At 64.0% G+C, this 24,525-nt stretch carries 21 protein-coding genes and 1 pseudogene; 12 read left to right on the forward strand and 10 right to left on the reverse strand.

Going from position 1 to position 24,525, the window contains the following annotated elements; translation table 11 throughout:
• The first annotated feature begins 38 nt into the window (after positions 1-38).
• The 6 genes from ACSQ84_RS26045 to ftsH all read left to right on the forward strand — a co-directional run bounded on the left by ACSQ84_RS26045 (position 39) and on the right by ftsH (position 7,339).
• A complete protein-coding gene (locus tag ACSQ84_RS26045; protein WP_436214584.1) occupies positions 39-779 on the forward strand; it encodes an N-acyl amino acid synthase FeeM domain-containing protein in 741 nt (246 codons plus the stop codon).
• Between the two features lie 332 nt (positions 780-1,111).
• The gene (pal, locus tag ACSQ84_RS26050) at positions 1,112-1,603 is read left to right on the forward strand and encodes a peptidoglycan-associated lipoprotein Pal (RefSeq protein ID WP_436214585.1); all 492 of its coding nucleotides are present in this window, start codon (positions 1,112-1,114) and stop codon (positions 1,601-1,603) included.
• Positions 1,604-2,069: 466 nt separating this feature from the next.
• A complete protein-coding gene (ybgF, locus tag ACSQ84_RS26055) occupies positions 2,070-3,218 on the forward strand; it encodes a tol-pal system protein YbgF (RefSeq protein ID WP_436214586.1) in 1,149 nt (382 codons plus the stop codon).
• Position 3,219: 1 nt separating this feature from the next.
• A complete protein-coding gene (locus tag ACSQ84_RS26060) occupies positions 3,220-4,044 on the forward strand; it encodes an alpha/beta fold hydrolase (protein WP_436214587.1) in 825 nt (274 codons plus the stop codon).
• Positions 4,045-4,100: 56 nt separating this feature from the next.
• The gene (gene tilS / locus ACSQ84_RS26065) at positions 4,101-5,129 is read left to right on the forward strand and encodes a tRNA lysidine(34) synthetase TilS (protein WP_436214588.1); all 1,029 of its coding nucleotides are present in this window, start codon (positions 4,101-4,103) and stop codon (positions 5,127-5,129) included.
• Positions 5,130-5,416: 287 nt separating this feature from the next.
• Positions 5,417-7,339 carry an ATP-dependent zinc metalloprotease FtsH gene (gene ftsH / locus ACSQ84_RS26070; RefSeq protein ID WP_436214589.1) on the forward strand — a complete coding sequence of 641 codons (1,923 nt, stop codon included), beginning with the start codon at positions 5,417-5,419 and terminating at the stop codon, positions 7,337-7,339.
• A gap of 96 nt (positions 7,340-7,435) precedes the next feature.
• Here the strand turns inward: ftsH and ACSQ84_RS26075 are convergent, their stop codons facing one another.
• Positions 7,436-7,606, reverse strand: a complete 171-nt coding sequence (locus ACSQ84_RS26075; RefSeq protein ID WP_436214884.1) for a hypothetical protein — start codon at positions 7,604-7,606, stop codon at positions 7,436-7,438.
• On the opposite strand from ACSQ84_RS26075, the pseudogene ACSQ84_RS26080 reads away from it, so the two are divergent.
• A pseudogene (locus tag ACSQ84_RS26080) lies at positions 7,584-7,967 on the forward strand (ribonucleotide-diphosphate reductase subunit beta); the annotation flags it as partial. The gene ACSQ84_RS26075 and the pseudogene ACSQ84_RS26080 sit on opposite strands and share 23 nt — an antisense overlap.
• A gap of 15 nt (positions 7,968-7,982) precedes the next feature.
• Here the strand turns inward: ACSQ84_RS26080 and ACSQ84_RS26085 are convergent.
• A complete protein-coding gene (locus tag ACSQ84_RS26085; protein WP_436214590.1) occupies positions 7,983-9,497 on the reverse strand; it encodes a hypothetical protein in 1,515 nt (504 codons plus the stop codon).
• 174 nt (positions 9,498-9,671) lie between these two features.
• Entirely contained in the window at positions 9,672-10,640 is a 969-nt protein-coding gene (locus ACSQ84_RS26090) for a phosphatase PAP2 family protein (RefSeq protein ID WP_436214591.1), read from the reverse strand.
• 264 nt (positions 10,641-10,904) lie between these two features.
• On the opposite strand from ACSQ84_RS26090, the gene ACSQ84_RS26095 reads away from it, so the two are divergent.
• Positions 10,905-11,579, forward strand: coding sequence for a helix-turn-helix domain-containing protein (locus tag ACSQ84_RS26095; RefSeq protein ID WP_436214592.1), 675 nt, complete (start codon positions 10,905-10,907; stop codon positions 11,577-11,579).
• A gap of 178 nt (positions 11,580-11,757) precedes the next feature.
• A complete protein-coding gene (locus ACSQ84_RS26100; protein WP_436214593.1) occupies positions 11,758-12,183 on the forward strand; it encodes an OsmC family protein in 426 nt (141 codons plus the stop codon).
• Between the two features lie 135 nt (positions 12,184-12,318).
• On the opposite strand, the gene pyk is transcribed toward ACSQ84_RS26100, so the two are convergent.
• Complete coding sequence (pyk, locus tag ACSQ84_RS26105) at positions 12,319-13,755, reverse strand: pyruvate kinase (protein WP_436214594.1); 1,437 nt, start codon at positions 13,753-13,755, stop codon at positions 12,319-12,321.
• Complete coding sequence (locus ACSQ84_RS26110) at positions 13,752-14,351, reverse strand: DUF1036 domain-containing protein (protein ID WP_436214595.1); 600 nt, start codon at positions 14,349-14,351, stop codon at positions 13,752-13,754. Before ACSQ84_RS26110 ends, pyk begins: the two co-directional genes overlap by 4 nt.
• Before the next feature lie 198 nt (positions 14,352-14,549).
• Here ACSQ84_RS26110 and ACSQ84_RS26115 point away from each other — a divergent pair, with 198 nt between their 5' ends.
• The 3 genes from ACSQ84_RS26115 to ACSQ84_RS26125 all read left to right on the forward strand — a co-directional run bounded on the left by ACSQ84_RS26115 (position 14,550) and on the right by ACSQ84_RS26125 (position 17,252).
• Positions 14,550-14,852, forward strand: coding sequence for a DUF1244 domain-containing protein (locus tag ACSQ84_RS26115; RefSeq protein WP_436214596.1), 303 nt, complete (start codon positions 14,550-14,552; stop codon positions 14,850-14,852).
• Between the two features lie 274 nt (positions 14,853-15,126).
• The gene (locus ACSQ84_RS26120) at positions 15,127-15,399 is read left to right on the forward strand and encodes a DUF2312 domain-containing protein (protein ID WP_079600063.1); all 273 of its coding nucleotides are present in this window, start codon (positions 15,127-15,129) and stop codon (positions 15,397-15,399) included.
• 86 nt (positions 15,400-15,485) lie between these two features.
• Positions 15,486-17,252, forward strand: a complete 1,767-nt coding sequence (locus tag ACSQ84_RS26125) for an adenylate/guanylate cyclase domain-containing protein (RefSeq protein ID WP_436214597.1) — start codon at positions 15,486-15,488, stop codon at positions 17,250-17,252.
• Positions 17,253-17,346: 94 nt separating this feature from the next.
• Here the strand turns inward: ACSQ84_RS26125 and ACSQ84_RS26130 are convergent, their stop codons facing one another.
• From ACSQ84_RS26130 to ACSQ84_RS26150, 5 genes are all read right to left on the reverse strand, one after another.
• The gene (locus tag ACSQ84_RS26130) at positions 17,347-19,005 is read right to left on the reverse strand and encodes a DUF882 domain-containing protein (protein WP_436214598.1); all 1,659 of its coding nucleotides are present in this window, start codon (positions 19,003-19,005) and stop codon (positions 17,347-17,349) included.
• Between the two features lie 270 nt (positions 19,006-19,275).
• Positions 19,276-21,444, reverse strand: a complete 2,169-nt coding sequence (locus tag ACSQ84_RS26135; RefSeq protein ID WP_436214599.1) for a L,D-transpeptidase family protein — start codon at positions 21,442-21,444, stop codon at positions 19,276-19,278.
• A gap of 358 nt (positions 21,445-21,802) precedes the next feature.
• A complete protein-coding gene (locus ACSQ84_RS26140) occupies positions 21,803-23,317 on the reverse strand; it encodes a sigma-54-dependent transcriptional regulator (RefSeq protein ID WP_436214600.1) in 1,515 nt (504 codons plus the stop codon).
• Between the two features lie 102 nt (positions 23,318-23,419).
• The gene (locus ACSQ84_RS26145; RefSeq protein WP_436214601.1) at positions 23,420-24,058 is read right to left on the reverse strand and encodes a TerC family protein; all 639 of its coding nucleotides are present in this window, start codon (positions 24,056-24,058) and stop codon (positions 23,420-23,422) included.
• Between the two features lie 116 nt (positions 24,059-24,174).
• A complete protein-coding gene (locus tag ACSQ84_RS26150; RefSeq protein ID WP_436214602.1) occupies positions 24,175-24,516 on the reverse strand; it encodes a hypothetical protein in 342 nt (113 codons plus the stop codon).
• Between the last annotated feature and the right edge of the window lie 9 nt (positions 24,517-24,525).

Consider the following 24,525-nt stretch of genomic DNA (forward strand, 5'->3'; position numbering starts at 1 on the left):
GCACAAGTTGTTTGGTCGTTGAAGTGATGGAGTACCAGATGAAGTCCGGAGCCGTACCGCGCACGACGCTCTTTGTGCCGGAATCAGGACTTTCAGATCGAGTCGATTGCCGGTTGATGGAAACTCCCGAGGAAAAAGATTCCATCTATTTGCTGCGTTACAAAGCCTACCTGCATGGTGGCGTGACCGCTCCGTGCGAGACGCAGCGCGTCTGCGATCATTACGACGATGCGCCGAATGCCTACATTATGGCTGTCTACGTTGACGGAGAACTCTGCAGTTCGATCCGCCTCAACGTCGTGACGCCGGACTGCCGGATTTCCGGTTCAGCCGACCTGTTCGGCGATATCCTTCACCCGCGCCTTGATCGAGGCGAGGTTTTCATCGATCCGCTTCGTTTTGCTGCGCTTCCCGAGAAAGCCAGACAGTTCCCCGACCTTGCCTATCTGACGGTGCGCCTGGGCTATATGGCGTGCGAGCATTTCAACGCGGATACCGGGCTCGCGCTGGTTCGTGCGGAGCACCAGGCGTTCTATCGCCGCGTTTTCCTGTCCGAGGTCATCGCCGAGCCACGTTCGTTTCCGGGCTTTTTGCCAAAGGTGGCATTGACGGCGTCCGATTACCGGGCCGTGCGGGAAAAGGTCATGACCCGTTTCCCGATCATGCGCTCGACTGCCTACGAACGGCAAATGCTGTTCCAGCGCGGCGGCGAGCGCCAGTTCTCCCCGCAGGGCGTGGTCACCCCGTTCGATTGCGCCTCGATCGTCCCGAACGCCTGATTCAGCCGGCGTCCGGGCCGATCTGAGCCCGCCGTCGGACTTGGCGAACTTTCTGAGTCCTTGGCAAGCCTCCTTGCCTGCACGCCCTGCTGTGCCTTCAACCAGCACATTTCGCGATGCCAATGCCCAACAGGGCCGATTTCGGCCCTGTCTGCGCTTGCCTTCACCGTCGCGCCACATTTACAAACCATTAACCATCGTGGTCGCTTTTCACGGTTTGTCGGCATTTGATCGGGTCTGGCAAGGTTCCGTCAAGGTTGACGGAACGTTCGCTTAACCATCGCCCTGTAGACCGGATAACAGTCGAAAAACGTGAGCGTGGAGGCTCCGGAATGAAACATCAGATGCGTACCCTCCAGGGTTTGAAGCTGGCCGCGATCCTCGCGGTGGCCCTGTCGATGGGCGCTTGCGCCAACAAGAACGTCGGCGCCGATGGCGCCATGGCGAGCGCAGCAACCCCGGGCAGCCAGCAGGACTTCGTGGTCAACGTCGGCGACCGCGTGTTCTTCGAGAGCGACCAGACCGAACTCAGCCCGCAGGCGATCGCGACCCTGGAAAAGCAGGCGCAGTGGCTGCAGACCTACAACCGCTATGCCTTCACCATCGAAGGCCATGCGGACGAGCGCGGCACCCGCGAATACAACATCGCGCTCGGTGCGCGGCGCGCCCAGTCAGTACGGAGCTATCTGGCTTCGCGCGGCGTCGATCCGAACCGGATGCGCACGATTTCCTACGGCAAGGAGCGCCCGGTCGCCGTGTGTAACGACATCTCATGCTGGTCGCAGAACCGCCGCGCCGTCACGGTGCTGAACGCCGGCGCCTGAGCGATCAGGACTTCCGAATTTCAAAACCGGCGCCCGAGGGCGCCGGTTTTATTTTGCGTAGCGTTCAAGCGAAGCGCTCCCGGAAGGGTGGGCGGGAGGCGCATCGTGTAGGGCAGCGCGACCATGCCGCCGAATGAGGCGCCCGGCACGACCGACCGGTCGACAGTGCCGGCCGCATCGCAGAACGTGCGGACGTCACCCCATTGCGCCAGGTTCCCCTCGCGGGCGGTCCTCGCTGCGGCCATTGCCGCGATGGCGAAATAGACGGTCTGGAACGATATCAGCCAACGCAGAGGAGGGATGAACGGCCCGTCCGACCAAGCCGCTTGCTTGTTCTGGAACTGGTACTAAACCATATCGAAATCCGGCTTCCGGATTCGGAAACGCCAGTCACAATTCTGGCGTACTCCGTCTCTCAATGTGTTCGGCTTTCGATGTCACGCCGAATTTTCGTCGTCAGGACAAAATGTCATTCAGGTTTTTCAACGCGATCAGCGCTGCGGTGATTGCCGCGATGCTCTTCTGGTCTTCGCAGGCCGCCTTCGCGCAGATCTCGTTCCCGTGGTCCTCCTCCCCGCAAGGCGCCCCGCCGGTTCAGGCGCAATCCGACGACGCCGACGCGGATATGCGGATCCAGCGGCTCGAGAACCAGCTGCGGCAGCTCACCGGCCAGAACGAGGAACTGCAATATCGCAACCGCCAGCTCGAGGAGCGCCTGAGGCAACTCGGCGGCGGTGCGGCGGTAGCCCCTGCCGGCCAGCCGCCGGCGGCCCCGCCCAGCGTCGCCGCGGCGCCGCCCCCGGCTCAAGCCTATCCGCCGGTGCGCCAGCCCCAGGCGCAGCCCGGCTATCCGCAAGGTCAGCCGAGCTATCCGCAAGGACAGCAGGGCTATCCGCAGGCGCAGCCGACCTATGAGCAGCCGCAGATCGCGGCACCGCCGCCGATCATGCAGGAGCAGGCCGCCGCACCGGCGCCCGGCCGCCGCCGCGGCGACGCCTTCGATCCGAACCAGAATCCGAACGCCCCCGGCGCGCCGCGCGCGCTCGGCGGTGGTCAGTTGCCCATTGCCAATGACGCGGTCGGAGCCCCCGGCGGCCGCGGACGGGGCGAGCCGCTCGACCTCGGAGCGACCAGCCCGCGCGATCCCGGCGGCACGCTGCCGCCCGGCGCTGCGCCACCGCCCGTGCGGGCGCCCGGCGCCAGCGCCGCGCTGACGACGCTGCCGCCCTCGGCGACGTCCAAGGACGAGTTCGATCTCGGCATCGGCTACATGCAGCGCAAGGACTATGCGCTCGCCGAAGAGACCATGAAGAACTTCGCGCAGAAATATCCGGCCGATCCGCTGATCGCGGATTCGCAATACTGGCTCGGCGAAAGCTACCTCCAGCGCCAGCAATATCGCGACGCTGCGGAGGCCTTTCTCGGCGTGACCACCAAATTCGACAAATCGGCCAAGGCGCCGGATTCGCTGCTGCGGCTCGGCCAGTCGCTGGCGGCGCTGAAGGAAAAGGAAGCTGCCTGCGCAGCCCTCGGCGAAGTGACGCGGAAATATCCGCGCGCTTCGGCCGGCGTGAAGGCCGCCGTGGACCGCGAGCAGAAGCGGGTGAAGTGCTAGGATGAGTTCTAATTATCGGATTGCGTCCGGCCGCGCCACGCTGGCTGCGGAAGTCGTCGGCAGTGGTGATCCTGTCGTCTTTCTGCACGCCGCCGTCTGCGATAGCCGCATGTGGCGCGCGCAACTGGATGGCGTTGGCACTACCCATAAGGCTATCGCCTACGATCAACGGGGCTTTGGCGAGACCCGCGCCGAAAAGCAGGACTTTTCTGCAGTCGCGGATTTGATGGCGGTGATTGACGCGATGGGGAACGGCGCGCCTGCGATCCTTGTTGGATGCTCGCGGGGCGGAGGAATCGTGATCGACGCCGCCCTTCGGCACCCATCACATGTCCGCGCCCTCGTTCTCATCGCGCCCAATGTGACCGGCGCGCCCGAGCCGATCTATCCGCCGGAAATCAAGGGCGTGATGACCAAGCTGAAGGAAGCCCAAGAGGTCGGAGATTTGGATCAGGTGAACGCGATTAAAGCTCGCCTTTGGCTGGACGGTCCACTGGCGCCCGAGGGGCGTGTCATGGGCCAGGCTCGCCGGCTGTTCCACGACATGCACGGCATTGCGCTCCGGTCGCCGCCGACCGGGTCGAACCTTGATGTCGCGCCCGCCTTCCATCGTCTGGACGAGATCTCGGCGCCATCGCTTGTGATCTGGGGTGACCTCGACTTTCCCTTCGTTCAAGACCGGTCCCGTCATGTTGCAACGACGATGTTGAACGGGTCGCGCCAGGAGTTGACCGGCGCCGCCCATCTGCCAAGCTTGGAGCGACCGGCGGAAATCACGGGCCTGCTCACAGAGTTCATCAATCGCTGCTCGGGCCGTCCGGGATAGGCCATCCCATATCAAGTACGCGACAGGCTTCGCCCGAAAACGCTATGGTCGGGCCCATGGCAGAGGACGACCATTCCGCGATCACGGTGAGCCAGGCGAAACTTCTGTTCGCCGACTGGAAGGCCGCGCCCGCGATCGTGCTCGCCGTTTCCGGCGGACCTGATTCCATCGCCCTGATGTGGCTCGCCGCGCGCTGGCGTCGCGGCTTGAGGCGCGGGCCGCGCTTGGTCGCGGTGACCATCGACCACGGCTTGCGGCCTGAAGCCGCGCGCGAGGCGCGTGACGTCAAAACGCTCGCCGGGCATCTCGACCTGCCGCATCGCACGCTGCGCTGGCGCGGCGCCAAGCCGACGACGGGCGTGCCGGCCGCGGCGCGCGCGGCGCGCTACCGCCTGCTGGTGCAGGCCGCGCGCGCTGATGGCGCGACCCATATCCTCACCGCGCATACCCGCGACGACCAGGCCGAGACCTTGTTGATGCGGATGCTGCGCGGCAGCGGCATTGCCGGCCTGGCGGCGATGGCGCGCCAGAGCGAACGCGACGGCGTGTGGCTGGCGCGCCCGCTGCTGGATGTTCCGAAATCGCAACTGATTGCGACGTTGAACAAGGCCAGGATCGCCTTTGCCGATGATCCGACCAACCGCGACGCCAATTACACGCGGCCTCGTTTACGCGCGCTGATGCCGGCGCTGGCTGAAGAGGGCGGCGATACCAGAAATCTGGCGCGGCTGGCGTCGCGGCTGGCGCGGGCCAATGCCGCGCTGGAAGTGCTGGTCGATGGCGCCGAGCGCTATCTGACGCTGAGGGACCGCAATGACGCTGCGCGTTTTGGATTCGAAGCCACGGCGTTTGCCGGTTTGCCCGAGGAAATCCGGCTTCGGCTGCTGATGCGGGCCATCGACCGCATCGGCCACGAGGGGCCTGCGGAACTCGGCAAGGTCGAGGCCCTGCTGTCAGTACTGGATCGGGCGGTAGCGGAAGGCCAGCCGAAGCTGAAACAGACCCTCGCCGGCGCCGCAATCAGCCTGATTGGAGGCCGGATTCACGTCGAGCCGGCGCCGCCGCGTCGTCGCAGGCCGGGATGAGAGCCATCCTTAAACCTCAATATTCGCCATAAACCGGCGGGGAGCCTTAACCACCCCGGAAAAACGCTGTTTTTCGCGCCATTATTTGACCGGGGAATCGCGCTAGCATGCGTTAAATAGTCCTGCGTGGTTCTCTTGGCATCGACCTGGGCGCCACCTAGATTGTATGCAGTGCTCCGGGGTTACTCGCCTGACGACCCAAGGTTTACTGGCCCAAGGTTTGCGGGCCCAAGGTTTACTGCCCAAGGACATACGGCCGCGATCCGCGCGACCACGAAGGAAGATCGATGAACGCCAATCTGCGCAATTTCGCCCTCTGGGTCATCATAGTTTTGTTGCTGTTGGCACTCTTCACGCTTTTCCAGAATCCGGGACAGCGCGCGTCCTCGCAGGACATTTCGTTTTCGCAGCTGCTGAGCGAGGTCGATAAGGGCACCGTTCGTGACGTCGTGATCCAAGGGCCGGAAATCCACGGCACCTTTACCAACGGCTCCAGCTTCCAGACCTATGCGCCCAACGATCCGACGCTGGTCAAGCGCCTCTATGACGGCAAGGTAGCGATCACCGCAAAGCCGCCCGGCGACAACGTGCCGTGGTTCGTGTCGCTGCTCGTCTCCTGGCTGCCCTTCATCGCGCTGATCGGCGTGTGGATCTTCCTGTCCCGCCAGATGCAGGGCGGCGCCGGCAAGGCGATGGGCTTCGGCAAGTCGCGCGCCAAGATGCTGACCGAGGCGCATGGCCGCGTCACCTTCGAGGACGTCGCAGGTGTCGACGAGGCCAAGCAGGATTTGCAGGAGATCGTCGAGTTCCTGCGCGACCCCGGAAAATTCCAGCGCCTCGGCGGACGGATTCCGCGCGGCGTGCTGCTAGTCGGCCCTCCCGGCACCGGCAAAACCCTGATCGCGCGTGCGGTCGCGGGCGAAGCCAACGTGCCGTTCTTCACCATCTCGGGCTCCGACTTCGTTGAAATGTTCGTCGGCGTCGGCGCCAGCCGCGTCCGCGACATGTTCGAACAGGCCAAGAAGAACGCGCCGTGCATCATCTTCATCGACGAAATCGACGCGGTCGGCCGCCATCGTGGCGCCGGTCTCGGCGGCGGCAATGACGAGCGCGAACAGACCCTCAACCAGTTGCTGGTCGAGATGGACGGCTTCGAGGCCAATGAAGGCGTCATCCTGATCGCGGCGACCAACCGTCCCGACGTGCTCGATCCCGCGCTGCTGCGCCCGGGCCGTTTCGACCGCCAGGTGGTGGTGCCTAACCCGGACGTTGTCGGCCGCGAGCAGATCCTCAAGGTCCACGTCCGCAAGGTGCCGCTGGCGCCGGATATCAACCTCAAGACCATCGCGCGCGGCACGCCGGGCTTCTCCGGCGCCGACCTGATGAACCTCGTCAACGAAGCTGCCTTGACCGCGGCACGCCGCAACAAGCGCATGGTGACCCAGGCCGAGTTCGAGGAAGCCAAAGACAAGGTGATGATGGGCGCCGAGCGCAAGTCGCTCGTCATGACCGAGGAAGAGAAATTGCTGACGGCCTATCACGAGGGCGGTCACGCCATCGTCGGCCTCAACGTCGTCGCGACCGATCCGATCCACAAGGCCACGATCATTCCGCGCGGCCGTGCCCTCGGCATGGTGATGCAGCTGCCCGAGCGCGACAAGCTGTCGATGTCGCTTGAGCAGATGACCTCGCGGCTCGCGATCATGATGGGCGGCCGGGTTGCCGAAGAACTGATCTTCGGCCGCGACAAGGTCACCTCGGGCGCGTCGTCCGACATCGAGCAGGCGACCCGTCTGGCGCGCATGATGGTGACGCGCTGGGGCCTCTCCGAAGCGCTCGGCACCGTGTCCTACGGCGAAAACCAGGACGAGGTCTTCCTCGGCATGTCGGTGTCGCGGACCCAGAACGCATCGGAAGCCACGGTTCAGAAGATCGACACCGAGATCCGGCGTTTTGTCGAAAACGGCTACAACGAAGCGACGCGCATTCTCACCGAAAAGCGCGCCGACCTCGAAGCGCTCGCCAAGGGTCTGCTCGAGTTCGAGACGCTTTCCGGCGACGAGATCATCGACCTGCTCAATGGCAAGAAGCCGAACCGCGAGTCGGTGCTGGAGCCGACCACGCCGCGGGCCTCGGCAGTGCCGCCCGCCGGCAAGCCGCGTCCGCGGCCCGATCCGGATCCCGGCCTGGAGCCGCAGCCGCAGGCCTGAAGCCGGTTTGCACCTTGAATTGAAAACGCGGCGGTGACGCCGCGTTTTTTTATGTCCGTTTTTTCGTCGGTGTCTTGGCCTGCCGTGCGCTGGCCGTTACGCCTTCGCCAGCGGCCCGAGATGCAGCGCCATGATCTGCTCCGGCGTTTCGGCGACCTCGATGCGCTGGCCGTCGCCGCCGACGAAGGCGAGCACGGTGCGCTCGCCGTCGCGCCACATGCTGCCGACCAGCGCGATATTGATATGGGTGCTGCGCGACGAATCCATTCACCTCAATTTCGGCATCGACGTCATCAACCAGATCAAGATCGAGAATCCGCAGCTGTGGACCAAGTCGTTCCAGGATGAGGTCCGCGACATGGTGCGGACCGCGGCGGAGCTGGAAGCGGCATATGGTCGGGACACGATGCCCCGCGGCTTTCTCGGGCTCAACGCGGCCTTGTGCGAAACCTACATGCACTTCATCGCCAACCGCCGCTGCGCCCAGCTTGGGCTGGCGCGGGTGTTCGATGAAACCGAAAACCCGTTCCCATGGATGTCGGAGGCGATGGACCTGAAGAAGGAAAAGAACTTCTTCGAGACCCGCGTGATCGAATATCAGAACGGCGGCGCGCTCACTTGGGAATGAGGGGCGCAGTAGAAGCTATTTTTGTGCTTCCGGCGCGGCGGACAGATTTGCCTTCCGCTCGTCGCGGACGTGGATGACGGCGATGTCATCCGCGTAAACCCGTTTCCAGCCCGCGATATGATCGAGCACTTTTGTGGCGGGCAGGGTCGGGGTCAGCAAGGTGGCGTCGATCTTGTAGGTATCGAGCAGGTTCAGCAGGGTGTCGACGTCCTTGGCCGTGACGGCGTCGAAGTAATCGATCACGAATTTTTCGCCATAGAGTTCGGCGCGGCCGTCGATGAAGGCCTTGATGTCGCGGGACAGGAGATAGCCGCCAAATGGCGAGGTGCTGAAGATCCGCTCGGCCTTGCGCTGCTGCAGCACGTCGACCGCCGCGACCGGCATCTGGGAGGGCAGGAACGCGAAGGGGTGGTACGCCACGAACGCCTTGGTGGTGGCCCATCCCGCGACGGTCACCGTGAGCGCGGCGAGCATCATGACATGGGCCCGCGACTGGCTGTCCCGCAGCGAAGCCAGCGGCGTCCGCAGGGTGCCGAGCTGCTCGGCGAACGGCTTGGCCAGCACCAGCGGCGCCATGAACGCGAAGATTTCGATGTTGCGGGCATGCGACAGCGCCATCCAGAGCAGGCCCAGCAGCAGGATGATCCGCGGCACCGACAGCGTTAGCCCGCGATAGAAGGCAAGGCCGATCAGCCCGAGCAGGGTGAATTCGAAGAAGCTCCAGGTGCCGAAATTGGCCGGCATCCACTCCCAGATCATGGTCAGGAGCTTGCCGAGGCCGAGAATTTTCGCTGCACCCAACAGCGTGTTCCAGCCATAGGGGGTGACGCAGCATGCCGCCACCGCGGCAACGCCGAACAGCGCCCATCGCAGGGCCAGCGTCACGCGATCCTTGCGCTCGCAGCACCAGATGGCCTCGAGACCAATCGGCCCGATCAGCGCCACTCCCAGCACGAAGCCGCCGTGCAGATTGGCCCACAGCGCCAGCAGCGGCAGCAGCAGCCACGACGGCGCGCTGCGGCGATCGGCGGCCGCCATCAGTCCGCCGAGAAACGCCACCATCACCGGGAATGCCAGCATGTGGGGACGCGCGAGGAAATGCGTGGCGGATTCCAGCACCGCCAGCGTCACCAGAAAGATCGAGCGCGCCGCGTCGAGATAGCCGTCCATCAAGTGCATGAAGATCGCAACCGTCGCGCCGATGGCGAGCGAGGTCAGGATCACCGGGCCGGCCCAGCCCAGCCATCCGTAGGAGACGGCAAAGAGCACTTGCGAGAGCCAGGAGCTCGACATCCAGGGTTCACCCAGCCGGGTAAAGGAATGAACGTCGGTGTAGGGCATGGCGCCGTGCTCGACGATCCACTGCCCGATCCTGATCTGCCAGAGCGTGTCGGAATCCCGCAGCAGGATTTCGCCGACCGACAGGAAGATCAGATAGGCGGCCGCACCGGCAAACAGCGGCACGGCCGCGCGCAGCATGTTGCGGATAGTTTCACCACGGGCGATCGGGTTGGCGAAGGAAATGGACATCGGCTTCTTGCGTTGGTGTGACCGGATTTTTCGCAACCTGATCATGGCCGCGATAGTTTTGCGTGAATTGCAGCCCTCGCGGACTGGACAATGACGATGTTTGGCGAAGGAGCCGTTAACCGGGCGGACCAGCGTTTTAGTCAGAATTTACCATCGCGATGAAGCGATAGCCGTCTAATCCAGTGCCGGAACCAGGGCTGCTTGCGGGGCCGTCGACGGCAAAGGCAGTGCGACGTTCAGAGCGTATTTGGCAAGGCAGATGCCGACCACGGCCAGCGCGACGCCGCCGAACAAGTCGATCATGTAATGCGCGCCGATCACCGGCGTCGAGGCGACCATCAGGAGATTGAGTACGACGGCGGCCCCGCCAACATAGCGCACGGGCCAAAGCGCCCAGGCATAGAGCACCGCCGATGCCGCATGAAAACTCGGGAAGGATACGATGCCGGTGATCTTGAACAATTCGAGATGCCGCAGCGAGCCGTCGCGCAGCGCCAGGATGTCGCGCAGCTGCGCGGAATACATCGAGGCATCCAGTGAGGTGAATTGCGCGGGGTCGATGTTGAGGCCGTAATAGGTTCCGACCGCCGGCGTGAACGTTGAAATCACCAGCGTCATGATCAGCGTCAGGCTGAACGCAAACACGAACACCTGCAGCCGCACAAATCGCGATGTCAGGGCAAGGACGACCGGGATCGCGAGCAGGATGATCTTGATCAGGGTGTAGCTGCGCACCAGCAAACCGCCCAGCCAGTCGTGATCGTTGACGTATCGCGCGATCATTTCCGGATCCATGCCCAGGGCGCGATCGATCGCCAGCAACGCGCGGTCCTGCAGCGGCCAATTGGTCACGCTGGCGACATAGGTCAGCGGTCCCATGATCGTCGCGATCAGCAGCAGTTGCGAAATCGCTCCGAGCGGAAAGATCAGCTTGGGGTCGGCCTGGTCGCCCTTGGCGAACGCATGGAGGTAGGCGATCAGCGCCAGCGCCGCGGATATCCCCAGGGTGATGGCCAGCGCGAAGGGCTCGATCGTGAAGCCGCAGAGCGCGCCCCCGAGCAGCACCACGATCCCCATGGCGGCAATCGGAATCCAGTTCAGCTGAAACAGCCGCCAGGCCGTGAAAGCGTTCGAATTGACCATGCCGCACCTTGCGAGGTTGTGCGGCACAGTTGCGCGGGAAGGCTTAATATTCGGGAAACGGCTATGGTTATCGCCGCATCAATTGGATGCCGCGTTCAGCTGCCGGGTGCGCCCCGGACCGTCATATTTGCTTCTTGTCATCCGGCCTGAATAGTTGTTCAGTTCTTCAAAGCGATTGGGGACAATCGCTTAAAACATTGAAGAGTTGCGCGCTCTGCGTCCCCTTCAGGGGTGCGGACGTGCCGGGGACGGGGGAAGCGCGCCATGGTGTATCGGCGAACCCATCAGGTGGTGAAACGGCTGGCGGCGCGGCGCAGCGCTATTCTGGCGGCGGCGCGGGATGCCGCGGCTGACGGCGGCATGGCGGCGGTGCAGATTGCCCCAGTGGCGGTCCGCGCCAATGTCGCGGCGGGCACCGTCTACCGCTACTTCCCCTCCAAGGCCGAGCTGATTTCCGAATTGATCGCCGAGGTCTCGCGCGACGAACTGGCCGCGATCCGCCGCGCGGCGGAGGCGGCGCCGGGGCCGTCCTCGGCATTGGCCGCGGCGGTCACGACGGTCGCCGTCCACGTGTTGTCGCAGCGCAGGCTCGCCTGGGGCATTCTGGCGGAACCGGTCGATGTCGATGTGTCGGCGTCCCGGCTCGCCAGTCGCCGCGAAATCTCCGGCGAGATTGCCGCGCGGATCGATGCCGCCGTGCGTGCCGGACATCTGCCGGCACAGGATACCGCGCTCGCCGCCACCGCGCTGCTCGGCGCGCTGCACGAGGCGCTGGTCGGCCCGCTGGCCCCGGACAACATGGACGATCCCGCAAAGCTGCGCGACGCCGTGCAGACCGTGACCTTGCTGGCGCTGCGCGCGGTCGGCGTCATGGACGCCCGCGCCCGCGGCCTCGTGGTGCAGGCGGTGCTGCCGGCCAAGGCATTGGTGGGCGCTTAAGGTCGCGAGCCGAAACCGTCTATTTTGCAATGGGTTGGTATCTTTGCATGGGGTTGTTTTCGCAATTCTGTGTCCAGGGCCGACGCGCATATGGCGATCACCGGCAATTGACATCGCTCTGACGCAACCATCGGCCAGATTGGGCGTGATCGGTCACTCACCGGTGAAGGAGCATTCCATGACGACGACATCAGGCTCGGCCAAATGGCAGGGCGGTATCAAGGACGGCAAGGGCGCGATCTCGACCAAGAGCGGCGCGCTGAATGACTATCCCTACGGGTTCGCCAGCCGCTTCGAGGGCAAGCAAGGCTCGAATCCGGAAGAATTGATCGGCGCCGCGCACGCCGCCTGTTTCACCATGGCGCTGTCGCTGATCCTCGGCGAGGCCAAGCTCACCGCCGAGCATATGGAAACCAAGGCTGACGTCACGCTGGAAAAGCAGGGCGAAGGCTTTGCGATCACCTCCGTGCATCTGACGTTGAATGCGAAGATTCCCGGCGCCGACAAGGCGAAGTTCGAGGAACTCGCGGACAAAGCAAAAGCCGGCTGTCCGGTATCGAAGCTGCTAAACACTAAGATCACGCTCGATGCGACACTTGCGTAGCAGTCCGTAACCGTAGGGCAAAGCCACCGGGTCGCGCGAATGCGCCCGATGACAGGCTCCGCGTGCCCACCGGCTAATTGCGCGGGATAGATGGTGGGCACGGCGCAAGAGCGCCTTTGCCCACCCTTCGAACGCTCACTTATCCGCTTTGCCTTCCGGGCCGACATTGGCGATGCGCACCATGTTGGTGGTGCCGGCGATGCCTAGCGGCACGCCGGCGACGATGATCACGCGCTGGCCCGCCTTGGAGAAGCCGTCGCGATAGGCAATCGAGCCGGCGCGATCGACCATGTCGTCCTGATTTTGCGCGTCTTCGGCGACCACGCAATGCACGCCCCACACCACGGACAATTTACGGCCCGTCGCAAGGTTCGGCGTGATCGCCACCACCGGCGGTTTCGGGCGCTCACGTGCCACGCGGATTGCGGTCGAGCCCGAACTGGTCCAGCAGATGATCGCGGACAGTTCCAGCGTCTCGGCGATCTGCCGCGCGGCGTCCGCGATGGCGTCGCCAACGGTCTGCTCAGGCTCGGGCCGCTGCGCCGTCAATACCGATCGATAGATCGGATCGCGCTCCACTTCCTCGCCGATGCGGTTCATGGTCGAGACTGCCTCGACCGGGAATTTGCCGGCGGCGGATTCTGCCGACAGCATGATGGCGTCGGCGCCCTCATAAACCGCGGTCGCGACGTCGGAGACTTCGGCGCGCGTCGGCACCGGCGCCTGGATCATCGATTCCAGCATTTGCGTTGCAACCACCACCGGCTTGCCGGCGCGGCGCGCCATCCGCGTCATTTGCTTCTGAAGGCTCGGCACCCGCTCCAGCGGCAACTCGACGCCGAGATCGCCGCGCGCCACCATCAGCGCGTCGGAGGCGTCGATGATCTCGGCCAGGCGGTCGATCGCCTGCGGCTTTTCGATCTTGGCCATCACGGCAGCCCGGCCGCGGATCAGCTTCTTGGCCTCGTTGACGTCCTCGGCGCGTTGCACGAATGACAATGCGATCCAATCGACGCCGGTGACGAGCGCGGCTTCCAGATCGGCGCGATCCTTCGGCGTCATCGCCGAGACCGGCAGGTCGGTATCGGGCAGGCTGACGCCCTTGCGATCCGACATCTTGCCGCCGATCACCACCCGCGTTACCGCGCGATCGGGCGAGGTTTCCTCGGCGATCAGCCGTACCTTGCCGTCGTCGAGCAGCAATGCGTGACCCGGCCGCAGCGCGGCCAGGATTTCCGGATGCGGAAGCTGGACGCGGCTGTTGTCGCCCGGTGCCTTGTCGGAATCCAGAATAAAGCTCTGACCGTTCTTGAGCTGGGTGGCGCCTTCATTGAACGAGCCAAGACGCAGCTTCGGTCCCTGCAGGTCGACCAGGATGCCGATTGGCCGGCCGTAGCTGCTCTCGACATTGCGGATGGTCGCGACCAGTTCGCGCATCTTGTCGTGCGAGGTGTGGCTCATGTTGATGCGGAACACATCGGCGCCGGCCTCGAACAGCTTGCGAATCATCGGGGCGTCCGACGATGCCGGGCCGAGGGTGGCGAGGATCTTGATACGACGGAGGCGCCTCATTGCTTGGGCGCCGACGCTGGCGGTTGGCCGGATCCGCCTCCAGGTCCGCCTTGGGGCGGTCCACCCGGCGACAGGCCCGGCACGCCGCCGGGGCCGACCGTTCCCGGAATCCCCGGCACGCGCTGCTGCGCGGGTTGTTCATTGGCTTCGGTCAATTGCACGGTCCATGCTCTCTGTTCGCCGGTGTCGACCTCGAAGAACCCGGTGCGGTCAAAACCGCGCGCCAGGCAATTCTCGGTACCCTTGATGGTGAATTCCTTGTCACGCGAACACATGAAGGCCTGTCCCGACCACTCACCGCCACGGTCGTAGTCGAGGGCGTAGATGTAATAGAATCGCGCGACAAGGGTTCCGCGCAGCAGCGTCTCGCAGCTGCGCGAGGACACGTTCCACCAGCCTTCGGTGGTCCAGCCCTCGGCGTCCTTGTAGCCGAGCGCGATGCCGACCCGGCTCGACGTGTTGTTGCACAGACGAAAGTCAGCCGCCGCCGAACTGCTCCACAGGCCCATCACCGCAAACGCCAGCGCCGCCGGCAGGAGGCCGGTGGTCAGGCGCGCGCGGAAGGGGGGCGAGGGCAGAGAATCTGTTCCAGTCATATGGCGAAGCTATATCAAATCATTGACGATTTCGCGTGCCCGGCGGGAGCTGTCAACGCCCGGCAGTTGCGTTTCCCACGATGCGGGACGGCCGGATTCAACCCGATTACGTGCTGGTTTGCGCGCCGATATGGCAAAATCTGTGACAATTCCCACCTGATATCAATATGCTCAGGAACAACCCTGCGGGACCAAGCCATGACAATTGACGACAAAACCAGAACAGAACTGGAAGCCGCCGTTTTCCGGCGCCTGGTCGACCACCTGCGTACCCGAACCGACGTCCAGAACATCGACCTGATGAATCTGGCCGGCTTCTGCCGCAACTGCCTGTCGAACTGGATGAAGGAAGCGGCCGACGGCAAGGGCGTGCCGATCAGCAAGGACGAGAGCCGCGAGGCGGTCTACGGCATGCCCTATGAGACCTGGAAGTCGAAGTTTCAGGGCAGCGCCAGCCCCGAGCAGCTCGAGGCGATGAAGAAGACCCATAGCGGGCATTAGGATTTCGACCTGTCGTCTTCGTTCCTCATTTCTTCGTCATGGCCGGGCCTGTCCGGCCATCCACGTCTTTCGTGCGGCTAGACTGTTAAGACGTGGATGCCCGGGTCAAGCCCGGGCATGACGAGTCTCCTGTGGGCGCGCTGTGGATGAGCGCGATGGTGCCTTGACGCAAGGCACCGCACTCTTGAGGGTCAACCTGCAAAAGCGCCGCGCGGGAAAGCGTGCGGCGCTTGATCTTTCAGTCCTACCATTCAGTTCCATTCAGGAGTACCCGATGGCCACCTCTGCCGCCGCCGTCCAGGAAGAACCCGCGACGAAATTCGCAAAAGACCAGCTCAAGGCCATCGTCGAGCGCATCGAGCGGCTGGAAGAGGAAAAGAAGACGATCTCGGACGATATCCGCGACGTCTATGCCGAAGCCAAGGGCAACGGCTACGACGTCAAGGCGTTGCGCACCATCGTGCGCCTGCGCAAGCAGGACGCCAACGAGCGCGCCGAGCAGGAGACCATCCTGGAGACGTACATGCAGGCGCTCGGAATGCTGTGAGGCGTCAGCCGGCAGGCATTTCCGGCGCAAACAAGCTTGGGCGACGGCCCCGCGTCTGTTAGGCTACCCGCCAGGGAGCCCCAGAAATGGACGTGCCTGGACCAGAGCGGAGGCTCGCAGCGGTCCTTGCCGCCGACATGGTCGGCTATAGTCGGCTCATGGAGGTTGACGAGACGGGGACACTTGCGCGCCTCAAGACCCACCGGATCGAACTTATCGATCCGGCCATCACGAAGAACCATGGCCGCATCATCAAGACCACGGGCGACGGCATGCTGGTCGAATTCCGCAGCGTCGCCGACGCCGTGCTGTGTGCTGCCGAGATTCAGCGCCGGATGGCGCGGCGCAACGCCGACGTCTCGCCGGCGCGCTGGATACAGTTCCGGATCGGCATCAATCTGGGCGACGTAATCGTCGAGGACAACGACATCTTTGGCGACGGCGTCAACGTGGCCGCGCGCCTCGAAATGCTCGCCGAGCCCGGCGGCATCTGTGTCTCGGGCGCAGTGCGCGATCAGGTCGGCCAACGACTGGATGACGTCGCATTCGAGGATCTCGGCGAGCAGAGAGTCAAGAATATTGCCCGTCCGATTCGCGTCTTCCGGGTTCGACTCGAGGCCAATTCAGAAGCCACACCAGAAGCCGCGAAGGACGCTGCGGTCGCGGCGCCGGTCTCCAGGAAGCCGTCGATCGCCGTGCTGCCGCTCGCCAACATGAGCGGCGATCCGGAGCAGGAATTCTTCGCGGACGGCCTCACCGAGGACATCATTACCGAGCTGTCACGCTTTCGCGATTTGCTCGTCATCTCGCGCAACTCGACGTTCGTGCACAAGGGTAAGGCGGTGAACGTGCGGGAGATCGCGCGAGAGTTTGGCGTCGATTACGTCCTCGAGGGGAGCGTGCGCAAGGCGCGCGATCGCGTCCGCGTCACGGTACAGCTGATCGATGCGGAAACTGACCAGCACGTCTGGGCCGAACGTTACGACCGCGAGCTTGAGGATATATTCGCCATCCAGGACGAGATCACGCACGCGATCGTCGCGACGCTCCCCGGCAGGGTCGAGGCCGCCACGCACGACCGCGCGAAACGCAAGCCGACCGATAGCATGGCGGCTTATGAGTGCGTGCTGGCTGCCAAGGTGCGGCACCACCGCTCGACGCGGGACGACAACGCCGAAGCGCAGCGCCTGCTTGACCGCGCGCTTGCGCTCGACCCGAACTATGCGCATGCCCACGCCTGGAAAGCATGCGTCCTGGGCCAGACGTGGGTCTATGGCTGGTGTGCCGATCGCGATGCCACCTTCGAGCAGGTGGCCGCGGAGCTGGAGGTCACACTCGCGCTCGACGACAATGATAGCGACGTGCACCGGATTCTCGCCGCGCTGAACCTGAACCGTGACGACCACGACAAGGCTGCGTATCACCAGGAGCGGGCGCTCGCGCTGAACCCCAACTACGACCTTGTCGTGGTGCAGCAGGGCGAGCTTCTAACCTGGCTCGGGCGGCCGGAGGAAGGCATCGACTGGATCAGGAAGGCGATGCGCCTCAACCCGTACCACCCGGAGCGCTTCTGGAGCCACCTCGGGCGCGCCTGCTATTGCGCCGAGAAATATGCCGAAGCCATCGAGGCCTTCTCGCGGATCACGCGGCCCGACTACACCCATCATGCCTTCCTCGCAGCCACGTTTGCGCAAATGGGCAACGCGGTCGCGGCCGCCGCGCACGCGGCAGAGGTTCTGAAGTTTGAGTCGAACTTCTCGGTGGCCGCTTACCTCGCCACCCAGCACTACAAGCACGCCATCGACCGCGAGCGTCACGAGGCTGGCCTGCTCAAGGCAGGCTTGCCGGCCTGATGCAGCGAAGCGCAACCACGCGGTCGGTAAGGCCACGTGGAGGAGGCCGCGCGCTCGCGAGGCCGATATCCAGACTAATGGAAGTTGTGCGCGCTTAGCGCAGTGACGCCGTGCGCACCACGAAGGACTGCGTGGCGAGCCTGGCGGTCGCCGATCCGGTAAACTGGTCGGTGGTCATCCCCAGCATCGGATCTTCCGAGAAGCCCATCGTGATCGCGAAGTGCGGCTTGATGAAATAGCTGCGCATCAGCGTCATGTCGGTATCGCCGAGCACGGTCGTCGACATCGCGTTGCTCGCGCTCGGCGCCAGCATCACGACCCGCATCCAGACATCGTTGCCCTTGGCGGCGGCAAGCCGCGTCGAGGTCGAGATCACGCTGCCTTGACCCTGCGATCCCCCCTGTGATCCCTTGGCGACGACAGTGTTGATCTCGGTGCCGGCAACGGCGCCATTGCGCGCCGGGCGCACGGTGCGCGGGATCGGCGCGGAGGCGGCGACCACGTTGGCGCGGTCAACCGGCGAGGATGCCGCCGGTGCGTAGGCCAGTGCCTTGTTGAAAGCCTCGGTAACGCTGGCGGTCGGCTGCGGATCAGCGGCGCCGACGGCCTGACGTGCCCTGAGGGCCGCGACCTGCGCGGGCGTGGCTTGGTTGGCCGTCGTCGGCGCATCGCCCCAGAAGCCGCGGGCGTTGATGATGTCGGCGGGTGTCTGCGGTTTCGGCTCAGCCTTGTCCGTGGAAGGCTTGTCGGCGGAAGCCTGTACGGCCGGCTTGGACTCCGGCTTGGATTTGGGCGCCGGAACGATCTGCGCATCCGCCGAGGCCAGCTGAATCGTTGCCGCAACCGGCGGCTTAGCGCGCGGTATCGGGACGATGTCGGCAGCTTTCGGGGCCGCTGCTGCGACCACGACGGAAGGAGCCGGCTTCTCGTTCTTGGCGGCGACGGGAGCGCTGCCCTCATCCTCTTCTTCGCTGGACTTGCCGCCTCTGAACAGCGAGGCGAACAGGCCCGGCTTCTTGCCGACGGTTGCGGCGTCGTCGCCGCTTCCGCGCTTCTCGATGTCGGCGCGGGCCAGCTCATAACCCTTCAGCGGACCGCCATTCGAGGGCAGATGGACGGTACGGCCATTGGGGAACACCCTAGCCAGCTGATCATGGGTCATGCGCGGCCAGTGACGGACGCTGCCGGTATCGAGATGAACGAACGGTGATCCCGAGGTCGGATAGAAACCGACGCCGCCGCGCTGCAGGCGAAGTCCGGCGGCGCGGATCTGCTCGAGCGGAATGCCTGGAATGAAGAAGTCCATCGCGTGGCCGAGCGTGTGCTGGCTGAAGCGGGCCACGCCGGAAGAGCGGCGGCGGAGCATGGAATTGGTGGCGGGGGAGCGGTAGGCGGAGATGATCTGGATTGGCTGCTTGCCGTCGACGTCGCGGTAGACTTCCCAGAGGATGTCGAAGAGGTGACGATCCATCGTGGTTTGGTCCTGGCTGCGCCAGTCGCGGAGGAAGTGATTGAGTTTCTTCAGCGCCTCTTCGTCGTAGCGCCCATCGCGCTTGAAGGTGACGGTGAGGTCTTCGTTGGAATGGGTATGGTGGAAGGAAAGCGTGCGGGTTTCGTTCAGCGCGGTCGCATCGTGCACCGACCCGGCCCCAGCGAGGAGCAACAGGGAAGTCAGGCCGATTTGATACCCGGCCTTCGGCAGACACAGCGAATTGAATTGGCGCGCGAAACCAGCCAGCACGTATGAGCCCACCCAGTCGACCAGCGGTCACGAAGCTCTCTTTCGCAGACCCCGGCGAAAGAGGGTGAACGCTTTATTAAAGCGGGAGGGTTAACCGAAGTTTACCGACCCGCCCCCAAGTTAGGCTTAACCTAACCCGTCGACTGTGGCGAAAAAGTGCCCAGTGCTAAAACCGGGATGGATAATGGTTAACGTAAACGATCTCGCCAAAGTCGGGAGATCGTTGATTTTACTTAAAAATTTCGACAGACGCGCGAGCGCGGTGAATTAAGACCCCGGGGATTAACGGGTAATCACCCGACGCTGCGGTTGCTGTTGCGACCGGCGGCCGACCGGAGCCGGGGGCGTGACGGACGGTCCGCCGCCGAACAGCCGTTCGAAGAACGAAGGGCCAGAGCTGCCGCTGAAATCGCTGTTGAAGGCGACGTTGGAGGGCAGCGACGCCCCGCTCGGCCGGGCGTAGCTCGGATTGGCATGAGCGACGACGTTCTCGAGATCCCTGGAGCCGGAGTTCTTGAGCAGCGGCAGCATCCTGGCGTCGCGGCCGTAGACGTCCTTGCGCAACTGCAGCTTGCCGGCATCATCGACAAACGCGGTCTGATAGGTGATGTGGACCGGGATCGGCGTCGGGAATCTCAGGTCGATCTCGCTGCGGCCATACATGCTGCGGATTTTTTCCGGCGTGTATTTGTCGTTCGGCATGACGATGTTGAGCAGCGTCGAGGCGTATTGATCCGGATTCTGCACCCGCATGCAGCCATGGCTGAAGGCGCGCTCTTCCTTGGCAAACAGGTTCTTGTCCGGGGTGTCGTGCTGATAGACCAGGAACTTGTTCGGGAAGTTGAAGCGGATCCGGCCGAGCGCATTGGCTTCGCCCGGCGGTTGCGAGATGTGGATCGAGCCGTCGCGGTTGCGTTCGAGCTTCAGTCCCATGCGTTGCAACACGGTCGGATCCTGCTGCAGCGCCGGCAGATATTCGTTGTAGATGATCGAAGGCGGCACATTCCAGGTCGGATTGACGGTGATGAACTTCATGGTCTCGGTCAGCATCGGCGTGGCGTGGTTTCCCGGCTTTCCGGTCACCACGCGGGTGGTCCAGACCTGGGCGCCGTTCTGCATCACCTTGAGCGTGAAGTCAGGGACGTTGAGAATGACATAGGCGTTGCCAAGCGACGACGCCCCGAGCTGGCGCGGCAGCCAGCGCAAGCGCTCCATGTTGACGATCACGGTGTCGATCTGGCGGTCGCGCTTCGGGCTGTTGATCGCCTTGACGGTCTTGTCGTCGAGCACGCCGGTCGGCTTGAGGTCGGCGCTTTCCTGGAATTTTCGTACGGCTGCGGCGACTTTGGCGTCGTATTTCGTGTCGTCAGGATTTTCCGTGACGCCGAGCTTGGCGCGCAGTTGCGGCACGCGCGGATCGTCGGGCGCCACCTCCGGCTGCTTCTTGGTGGCGGCCTTGAATGCGAGCGGAACGCCTTCGGCGATCTGCACCACCGGTCCGTCGCCCTGACCGCGCAGTTCGGCAAGCTTGGCCTTCAGATCCTTATAGAGCTTGAATGGCGGGTTGTAGCCCTCGAGCGCCGCGGAAGCATCCTTGGCGGTGGAGATATTGGCCAGCACTTCGGCCGGATCGGTCGGATGCTCGGGATAGAGGATGTCGGACGCGAGCTGCGACCAGTGCATCCGGCTGCTCTGCGCCTGGCGTGCATAATCGAGCATGCTGGCGGTGAGCTTCAGTTCGGCATCGGCCAGCTGGTCGGGCGAGGTGGCGGCGGCGAAGTCCGGGACCGGATAGTCGGCGGGATTGAGGCCGTCCGCAGCTGCATCCTTCAGGCGCGCGACGACGCCCTTGGCACTGGCGGTCAGCTTGCCGGCCTGGGTCCACTGCGGCGCATATTCGCGGGCGCTGTAGAATTTCTCGACCGCGGCGCGCTCGCCCTTGCGGTCGAAGGTGCGCAGCGTCTTGCTGGCAAGCAAGTCGCGCAATTTGTCGGCGACCGGCTGATCAGCCGGCGCGACATTGCTCGCCGCCTTCACCGGCTCCGTGGCGGGGGCCGCAGCGGTTGCGGGCGCAGGCGTTGCCGGCGCCGTCGTTGCCGGCGTCGTGGCTGCGGTGTCGCTCTTGGGCTTGTCGGCTGCGGGCGCGGTGACGGTTTCGGCCGGCTTCGGATCGGGAGCGGTTGCCGTCGTGCCGGGTGCGGGCGCCGCCGCCTTGGCCGGATCGGGCACCGACGCGGTGGCGTCGATCTTGAAATCGCCGATGGTCGGGGGTGGCACGTTGGCCGGTTCGGGACGCGGGACCGCGGCGTCGATCGCGAGCTCTGCAGCACTGGTCCGGGGCGTATCGCTCTGAGCGGCCAGTGCAGAGGTCGCGGATACCGCGAGGAAGGTTGCCGCGACAGCGATCAGTACGCGGTCAAATCCAGCACGGTTAGTCGAACAGTCACGCATCGTCACACCCCCTTGGGCGGAACTACCCCGGCATGGAGCAGTCCTTTAGGTATCGTTCGTCACAGCTTGCGCGAAAGCGCCGGCCTCGATCGCTTTAAGTCGGTACGCCTGCACGCAACGATTCAAACGCAGACGATACATGCGCCCCTTTCATGCAGCCAGCGCCACACGGGGGCAAGTCACGACAAACTGACCTCGAACGATTCAAATCAATTGCATTCGGGTGGCGTGGTTTTGCCACGCCACCCGGCGTTTGTCTGTCACCGCCAAGCCACGGTCCAAAGGTTCCCGAATCGCCGGCGGCGCTCACGCCTTGCCACCGCAGCGCCACAATCGCTCCATCGGGGGTCAGGCTGGCTCAATTGGTATCTTGCGCGCCGTCGGCGGGATCGTTGGCGGCGGCCTCATCGAGTTTGCGGTAGAGCGTGGAGCGGCCGATTTTAAGCCGGCGCGCCACTTCCGACATCTGCCCGCGGTAATGCGAGATCGCGAAGCGGATGATCTCGTTTTCCATTTCTTCGAGCGGCCGCACCTCGCCGCCGGGTGTCAGCATTGCGAGACTGCCGGCATTGCTCAACGGGGCAATCGGTATCTCACTACCCGACACCATCGCAGGCGCCGTCGACGGGGCGACGATCAGCGGTTCGCTGTGCAGCGCTTGGGTGTGCGGGGACTGGGTGTCCGGGACGATATGATGGGCGGCGGCATGCGGGAAGTCCGACAGGCCGAGCTGGTCGCTCTCGCTCAGCACCACGGCGCGGTACACGGTGTTTTCCAGCTGGCGGATATTGCCGGGCCAATCGAGCTGCGCCAGATGCGCCATGGCCTCGCCGCTGATGCCGGTGATGGTGCGGTTTTCTTCGGCGCTGAACCGCGCCAGGAAATGCCGCAACAGATGCGGGATGTCTTCGCGCCGCGAGCGAAGCGGCGGAATGGTCAGCGGCAGCACGTGCAGGCGATAGAACAGGTCCTCGCGGAACGCGCCGTTCTTGACGAGGTCGAGCAATTTGCGATTGGTCGCCGAAATGATGCGGACGTCGACCTTCACCGGCTTGCGGCCGCCGACGGCCTCAACCATGCCTTCCTGCAATGCGCGAAGCAGTTTCACCTGGGCCGCCAGCGGCAGTTCGCCGACCTCGTCGAGGAACAGCGTGCCGCCGGAAGCTTCGACGAACTTGCCCATGTGGCGTTCGGTGGCGCCGGTGAAGGCGCCTTTCTCGTGACCGAACAGGATCGATTCCACCAGATTGTCGGGGATCGCGCCGCAATTGACGGCGACGAACGGTTTGGCCTTGCGCTCGCTGCTGCCGTGGATCGCGCGGGCGAACAATTCCTTGCCGACGCCGGACTCGCCTTCGATCAGCACCGGAATGCCCGACGAGGCGGCCTTCTGCGCGGTGCGCAGCACGCCTGCCATGGTTTCGCTGCGGGTAATGATATCGGCAAACGTCAGGCGGCCTTCGCGGCTGTGACGGATGCGCTGCAATTCGCCCTTCAAGGCCTGCGTGTTGAGCGCATTGCGCAGCGATACCTGCAGCCGCTCGAAGCCGACCGGTTTGACGACGAAATCCTGCGCGCCGGCGCGCATCGCCGAAACCACATTGTCGATGCCGCCATGGGCGGTCTGCACGATGACGGGGACGGTCAATCCTGCATCACGAATTTTTGCGAGCACGCCGAGGCCGTCGAGGCCGGGCATCACGAGATCGAGAACGACCGCATCGATCGTCTGCGCATCGGGAGCGGTCAGCAAGGCCACGGCGGCGTCGCCGCTGTCGACGACGAGGGACTCATAACCGCACTTCTGCACCATGTTTTCAACGAGACGGCGCTGCACCGCGTCGTCATCGGCAATCAGAATGGTAGCAGCCATGGTTTACCCCGCACGTTACGCTAACTGTATCGAATCGGGGCACTCTCGCCTATGGCGATTAACACACACTTAATTGTTGGAGGGCGGCTGTGTGGCGAGCCGCTAAGCGTTGAGGTGCGGCCAAACCTCCAGAACGCCGCGATAGCACATGTCGAAAGCCACATAGAGTATGATCGCGAGGCCGACATAAGCGATCCAGCGATGCTTTTCCAGCAGGCGCGCAATGAAGTTGGCGGCGAGCCCCATCAGCGCAATGGAAAGTGTCAGACCGAATATCAGGATCATGGGATGCTCGCGCGCCGCACCGGCGACGGCGAGCACATTGTCGAGCGACATCGACACGTCGGCGAGCGTGATCTGCCAGACGGCCTGGCCAAGCGTCTTCTGGCGGCCCGCACCGGGTGATGTATCGATCGTGCTTGCGGACGACAAACTCTGAAACGTCGGGTGATGCGACGTATGCAGCTCGCGCCACATCTTCCAGCATACCCAAAGCAGAAGGACGCCGCCCGCGAGCAGCAGTCCAATGATTTGCAGCAACTGAACCGTGACGGAAGCGAAGCCGATGCGCAGCAGCGTGGCGGCCAGGATGCCGATCAAAATCGCCTTCTTGCGCTGACCCTCGGGTAGCCCGGCGGCTGCGAGCCCGATGACGATCGCATTGTCGCCAGCGAGCACCAGATCGATCATCACGACCTGGAAAAGTGCTGCCATGGATTGTGAGGAGATTATCTCTAGCATGCGGGCCTCTCCGTAAAAGGTCCAATCCGACATCGCAGTTCGCTAGAAACTGCCAGAGGGGCCCGGGCTTGGACGTGCAGACAAAAACGCAGTCAGACTGCGGAAAACGCTTCTGGTTACTGAGGTTGATCCGAAAGGGCGAAGAGCCTGATCATCTGGTCCGGCTCGATCAGAACGGACAGCACGACGCCGATGAAAGTCAGGCCGCCGGCGAGGTCGAGCCACATGACGCGGAAACGGTCGCTCCGGCACAGCAGTGCGAATCCTGCCGTCGTCGCGCCGATCGCAAACAGCAGGGTGACAATCGCAGGCGCCAGCGCATCGACAGGCACGAGGTTGCGGATTCCGAGAGCCGCGACCAGCGCCACCAGCAGGATGCCGGCCATCAGTTCCTTGCCGCGGGCGGTGTTTTCCTGGCCCTTGGTTCGGACAATCCGACTGCGATCTGCGATAGCCATAGATTATTG

This window comes from Bradyrhizobium sp. LjRoot220 (assembly GCF_964252915.1).
Lineage (GTDB): Bacteria > Pseudomonadota > Alphaproteobacteria > Rhizobiales > Xanthobacteraceae > Bradyrhizobium.

What these genes read in the sequence shown, in the direction of transcription:
- ACSQ84_RS26045 (WP_436214584.1), top strand. Translation starts at nt 39, where the DNA reads ATGAAGTCCGGAGCCGTACCGCGCACGACGCTCTTTGTGCCGGAATCA.
- pal (WP_436214585.1), top strand. Translation starts at nt 1,112, where the DNA reads ATGAAACATCAGATGCGTACCCTCCAGGGTTTGAAGCTGGCCGCGATC.
- ybgF (WP_436214586.1), top strand. Translation starts at nt 2,070, where the DNA reads ATGTCATTCAGGTTTTTCAACGCGATCAGCGCTGCGGTGATTGCCGCG.
- ACSQ84_RS26060 (WP_436214587.1), top strand. Translation starts at nt 3,220, where the DNA reads ATGAGTTCTAATTATCGGATTGCGTCCGGCCGCGCCACGCTGGCTGCG.
- tilS (WP_436214588.1), top strand. Translation starts at nt 4,101, where the DNA reads ATGGCAGAGGACGACCATTCCGCGATCACGGTGAGCCAGGCGAAACTT.
- ftsH (WP_436214589.1), top strand. Translation starts at nt 5,417, where the DNA reads ATGAACGCCAATCTGCGCAATTTCGCCCTCTGGGTCATCATAGTTTTG.
- ACSQ84_RS26075 (WP_436214884.1), bottom strand. Translation starts at nt 7,606, where the DNA reads ATGGATTCGTCGCGCAGCACCCATATCAATATCGCGCTGGTCGGCAGC.
- ACSQ84_RS26085 (WP_436214590.1), bottom strand. Translation starts at nt 9,497, where the DNA reads ATGTCCATTTCCTTCGCCAACCCGATCGCCCGTGGTGAAACTATCCGC.
- ACSQ84_RS26090 (WP_436214591.1), bottom strand. Translation starts at nt 10,640, where the DNA reads ATGGTCAATTCGAACGCTTTCACGGCCTGGCGGCTGTTTCAGCTGAAC.
- ACSQ84_RS26095 (WP_436214592.1), top strand. Translation starts at nt 10,905, where the DNA reads ATGGTGTATCGGCGAACCCATCAGGTGGTGAAACGGCTGGCGGCGCGG.
- ACSQ84_RS26100 (WP_436214593.1), top strand. Translation starts at nt 11,758, where the DNA reads ATGACGACGACATCAGGCTCGGCCAAATGGCAGGGCGGTATCAAGGAC.
- pyk (WP_436214594.1), bottom strand. Translation starts at nt 13,755, where the DNA reads ATGAGGCGCCTCCGTCGTATCAAGATCCTCGCCACCCTCGGCCCGGCA.
- ACSQ84_RS26110 (WP_436214595.1), bottom strand. Translation starts at nt 14,351, where the DNA reads ATGACTGGAACAGATTCTCTGCCCTCGCCCCCCTTCCGCGCGCGCCTG.
- ACSQ84_RS26115 (WP_436214596.1), top strand. Translation starts at nt 14,550, where the DNA reads ATGACAATTGACGACAAAACCAGAACAGAACTGGAAGCCGCCGTTTTC.
- ACSQ84_RS26120 (WP_079600063.1), top strand. Translation starts at nt 15,127, where the DNA reads ATGGCCACCTCTGCCGCCGCCGTCCAGGAAGAACCCGCGACGAAATTC.
- ACSQ84_RS26125 (WP_436214597.1), top strand. Translation starts at nt 15,486, where the DNA reads ATGGACGTGCCTGGACCAGAGCGGAGGCTCGCAGCGGTCCTTGCCGCC.
- ACSQ84_RS26135 (WP_436214599.1), bottom strand. Translation starts at nt 21,444, where the DNA reads ATGCGTGACTGTTCGACTAACCGTGCTGGATTTGACCGCGTACTGATC.
- ACSQ84_RS26140 (WP_436214600.1), bottom strand. Translation starts at nt 23,317, where the DNA reads ATGGCTGCTACCATTCTGATTGCCGATGACGACGCGGTGCAGCGCCGT.
- ACSQ84_RS26145 (WP_436214601.1), bottom strand. Translation starts at nt 24,058, where the DNA reads ATGCTAGAGATAATCTCCTCACAATCCATGGCAGCACTTTTCCAGGTC.
- ACSQ84_RS26150 (WP_436214602.1), bottom strand. Translation starts at nt 24,516, where the DNA reads ATGGCTATCGCAGATCGCAGTCGGATTGTCCGAACCAAGGGCCAGGAA.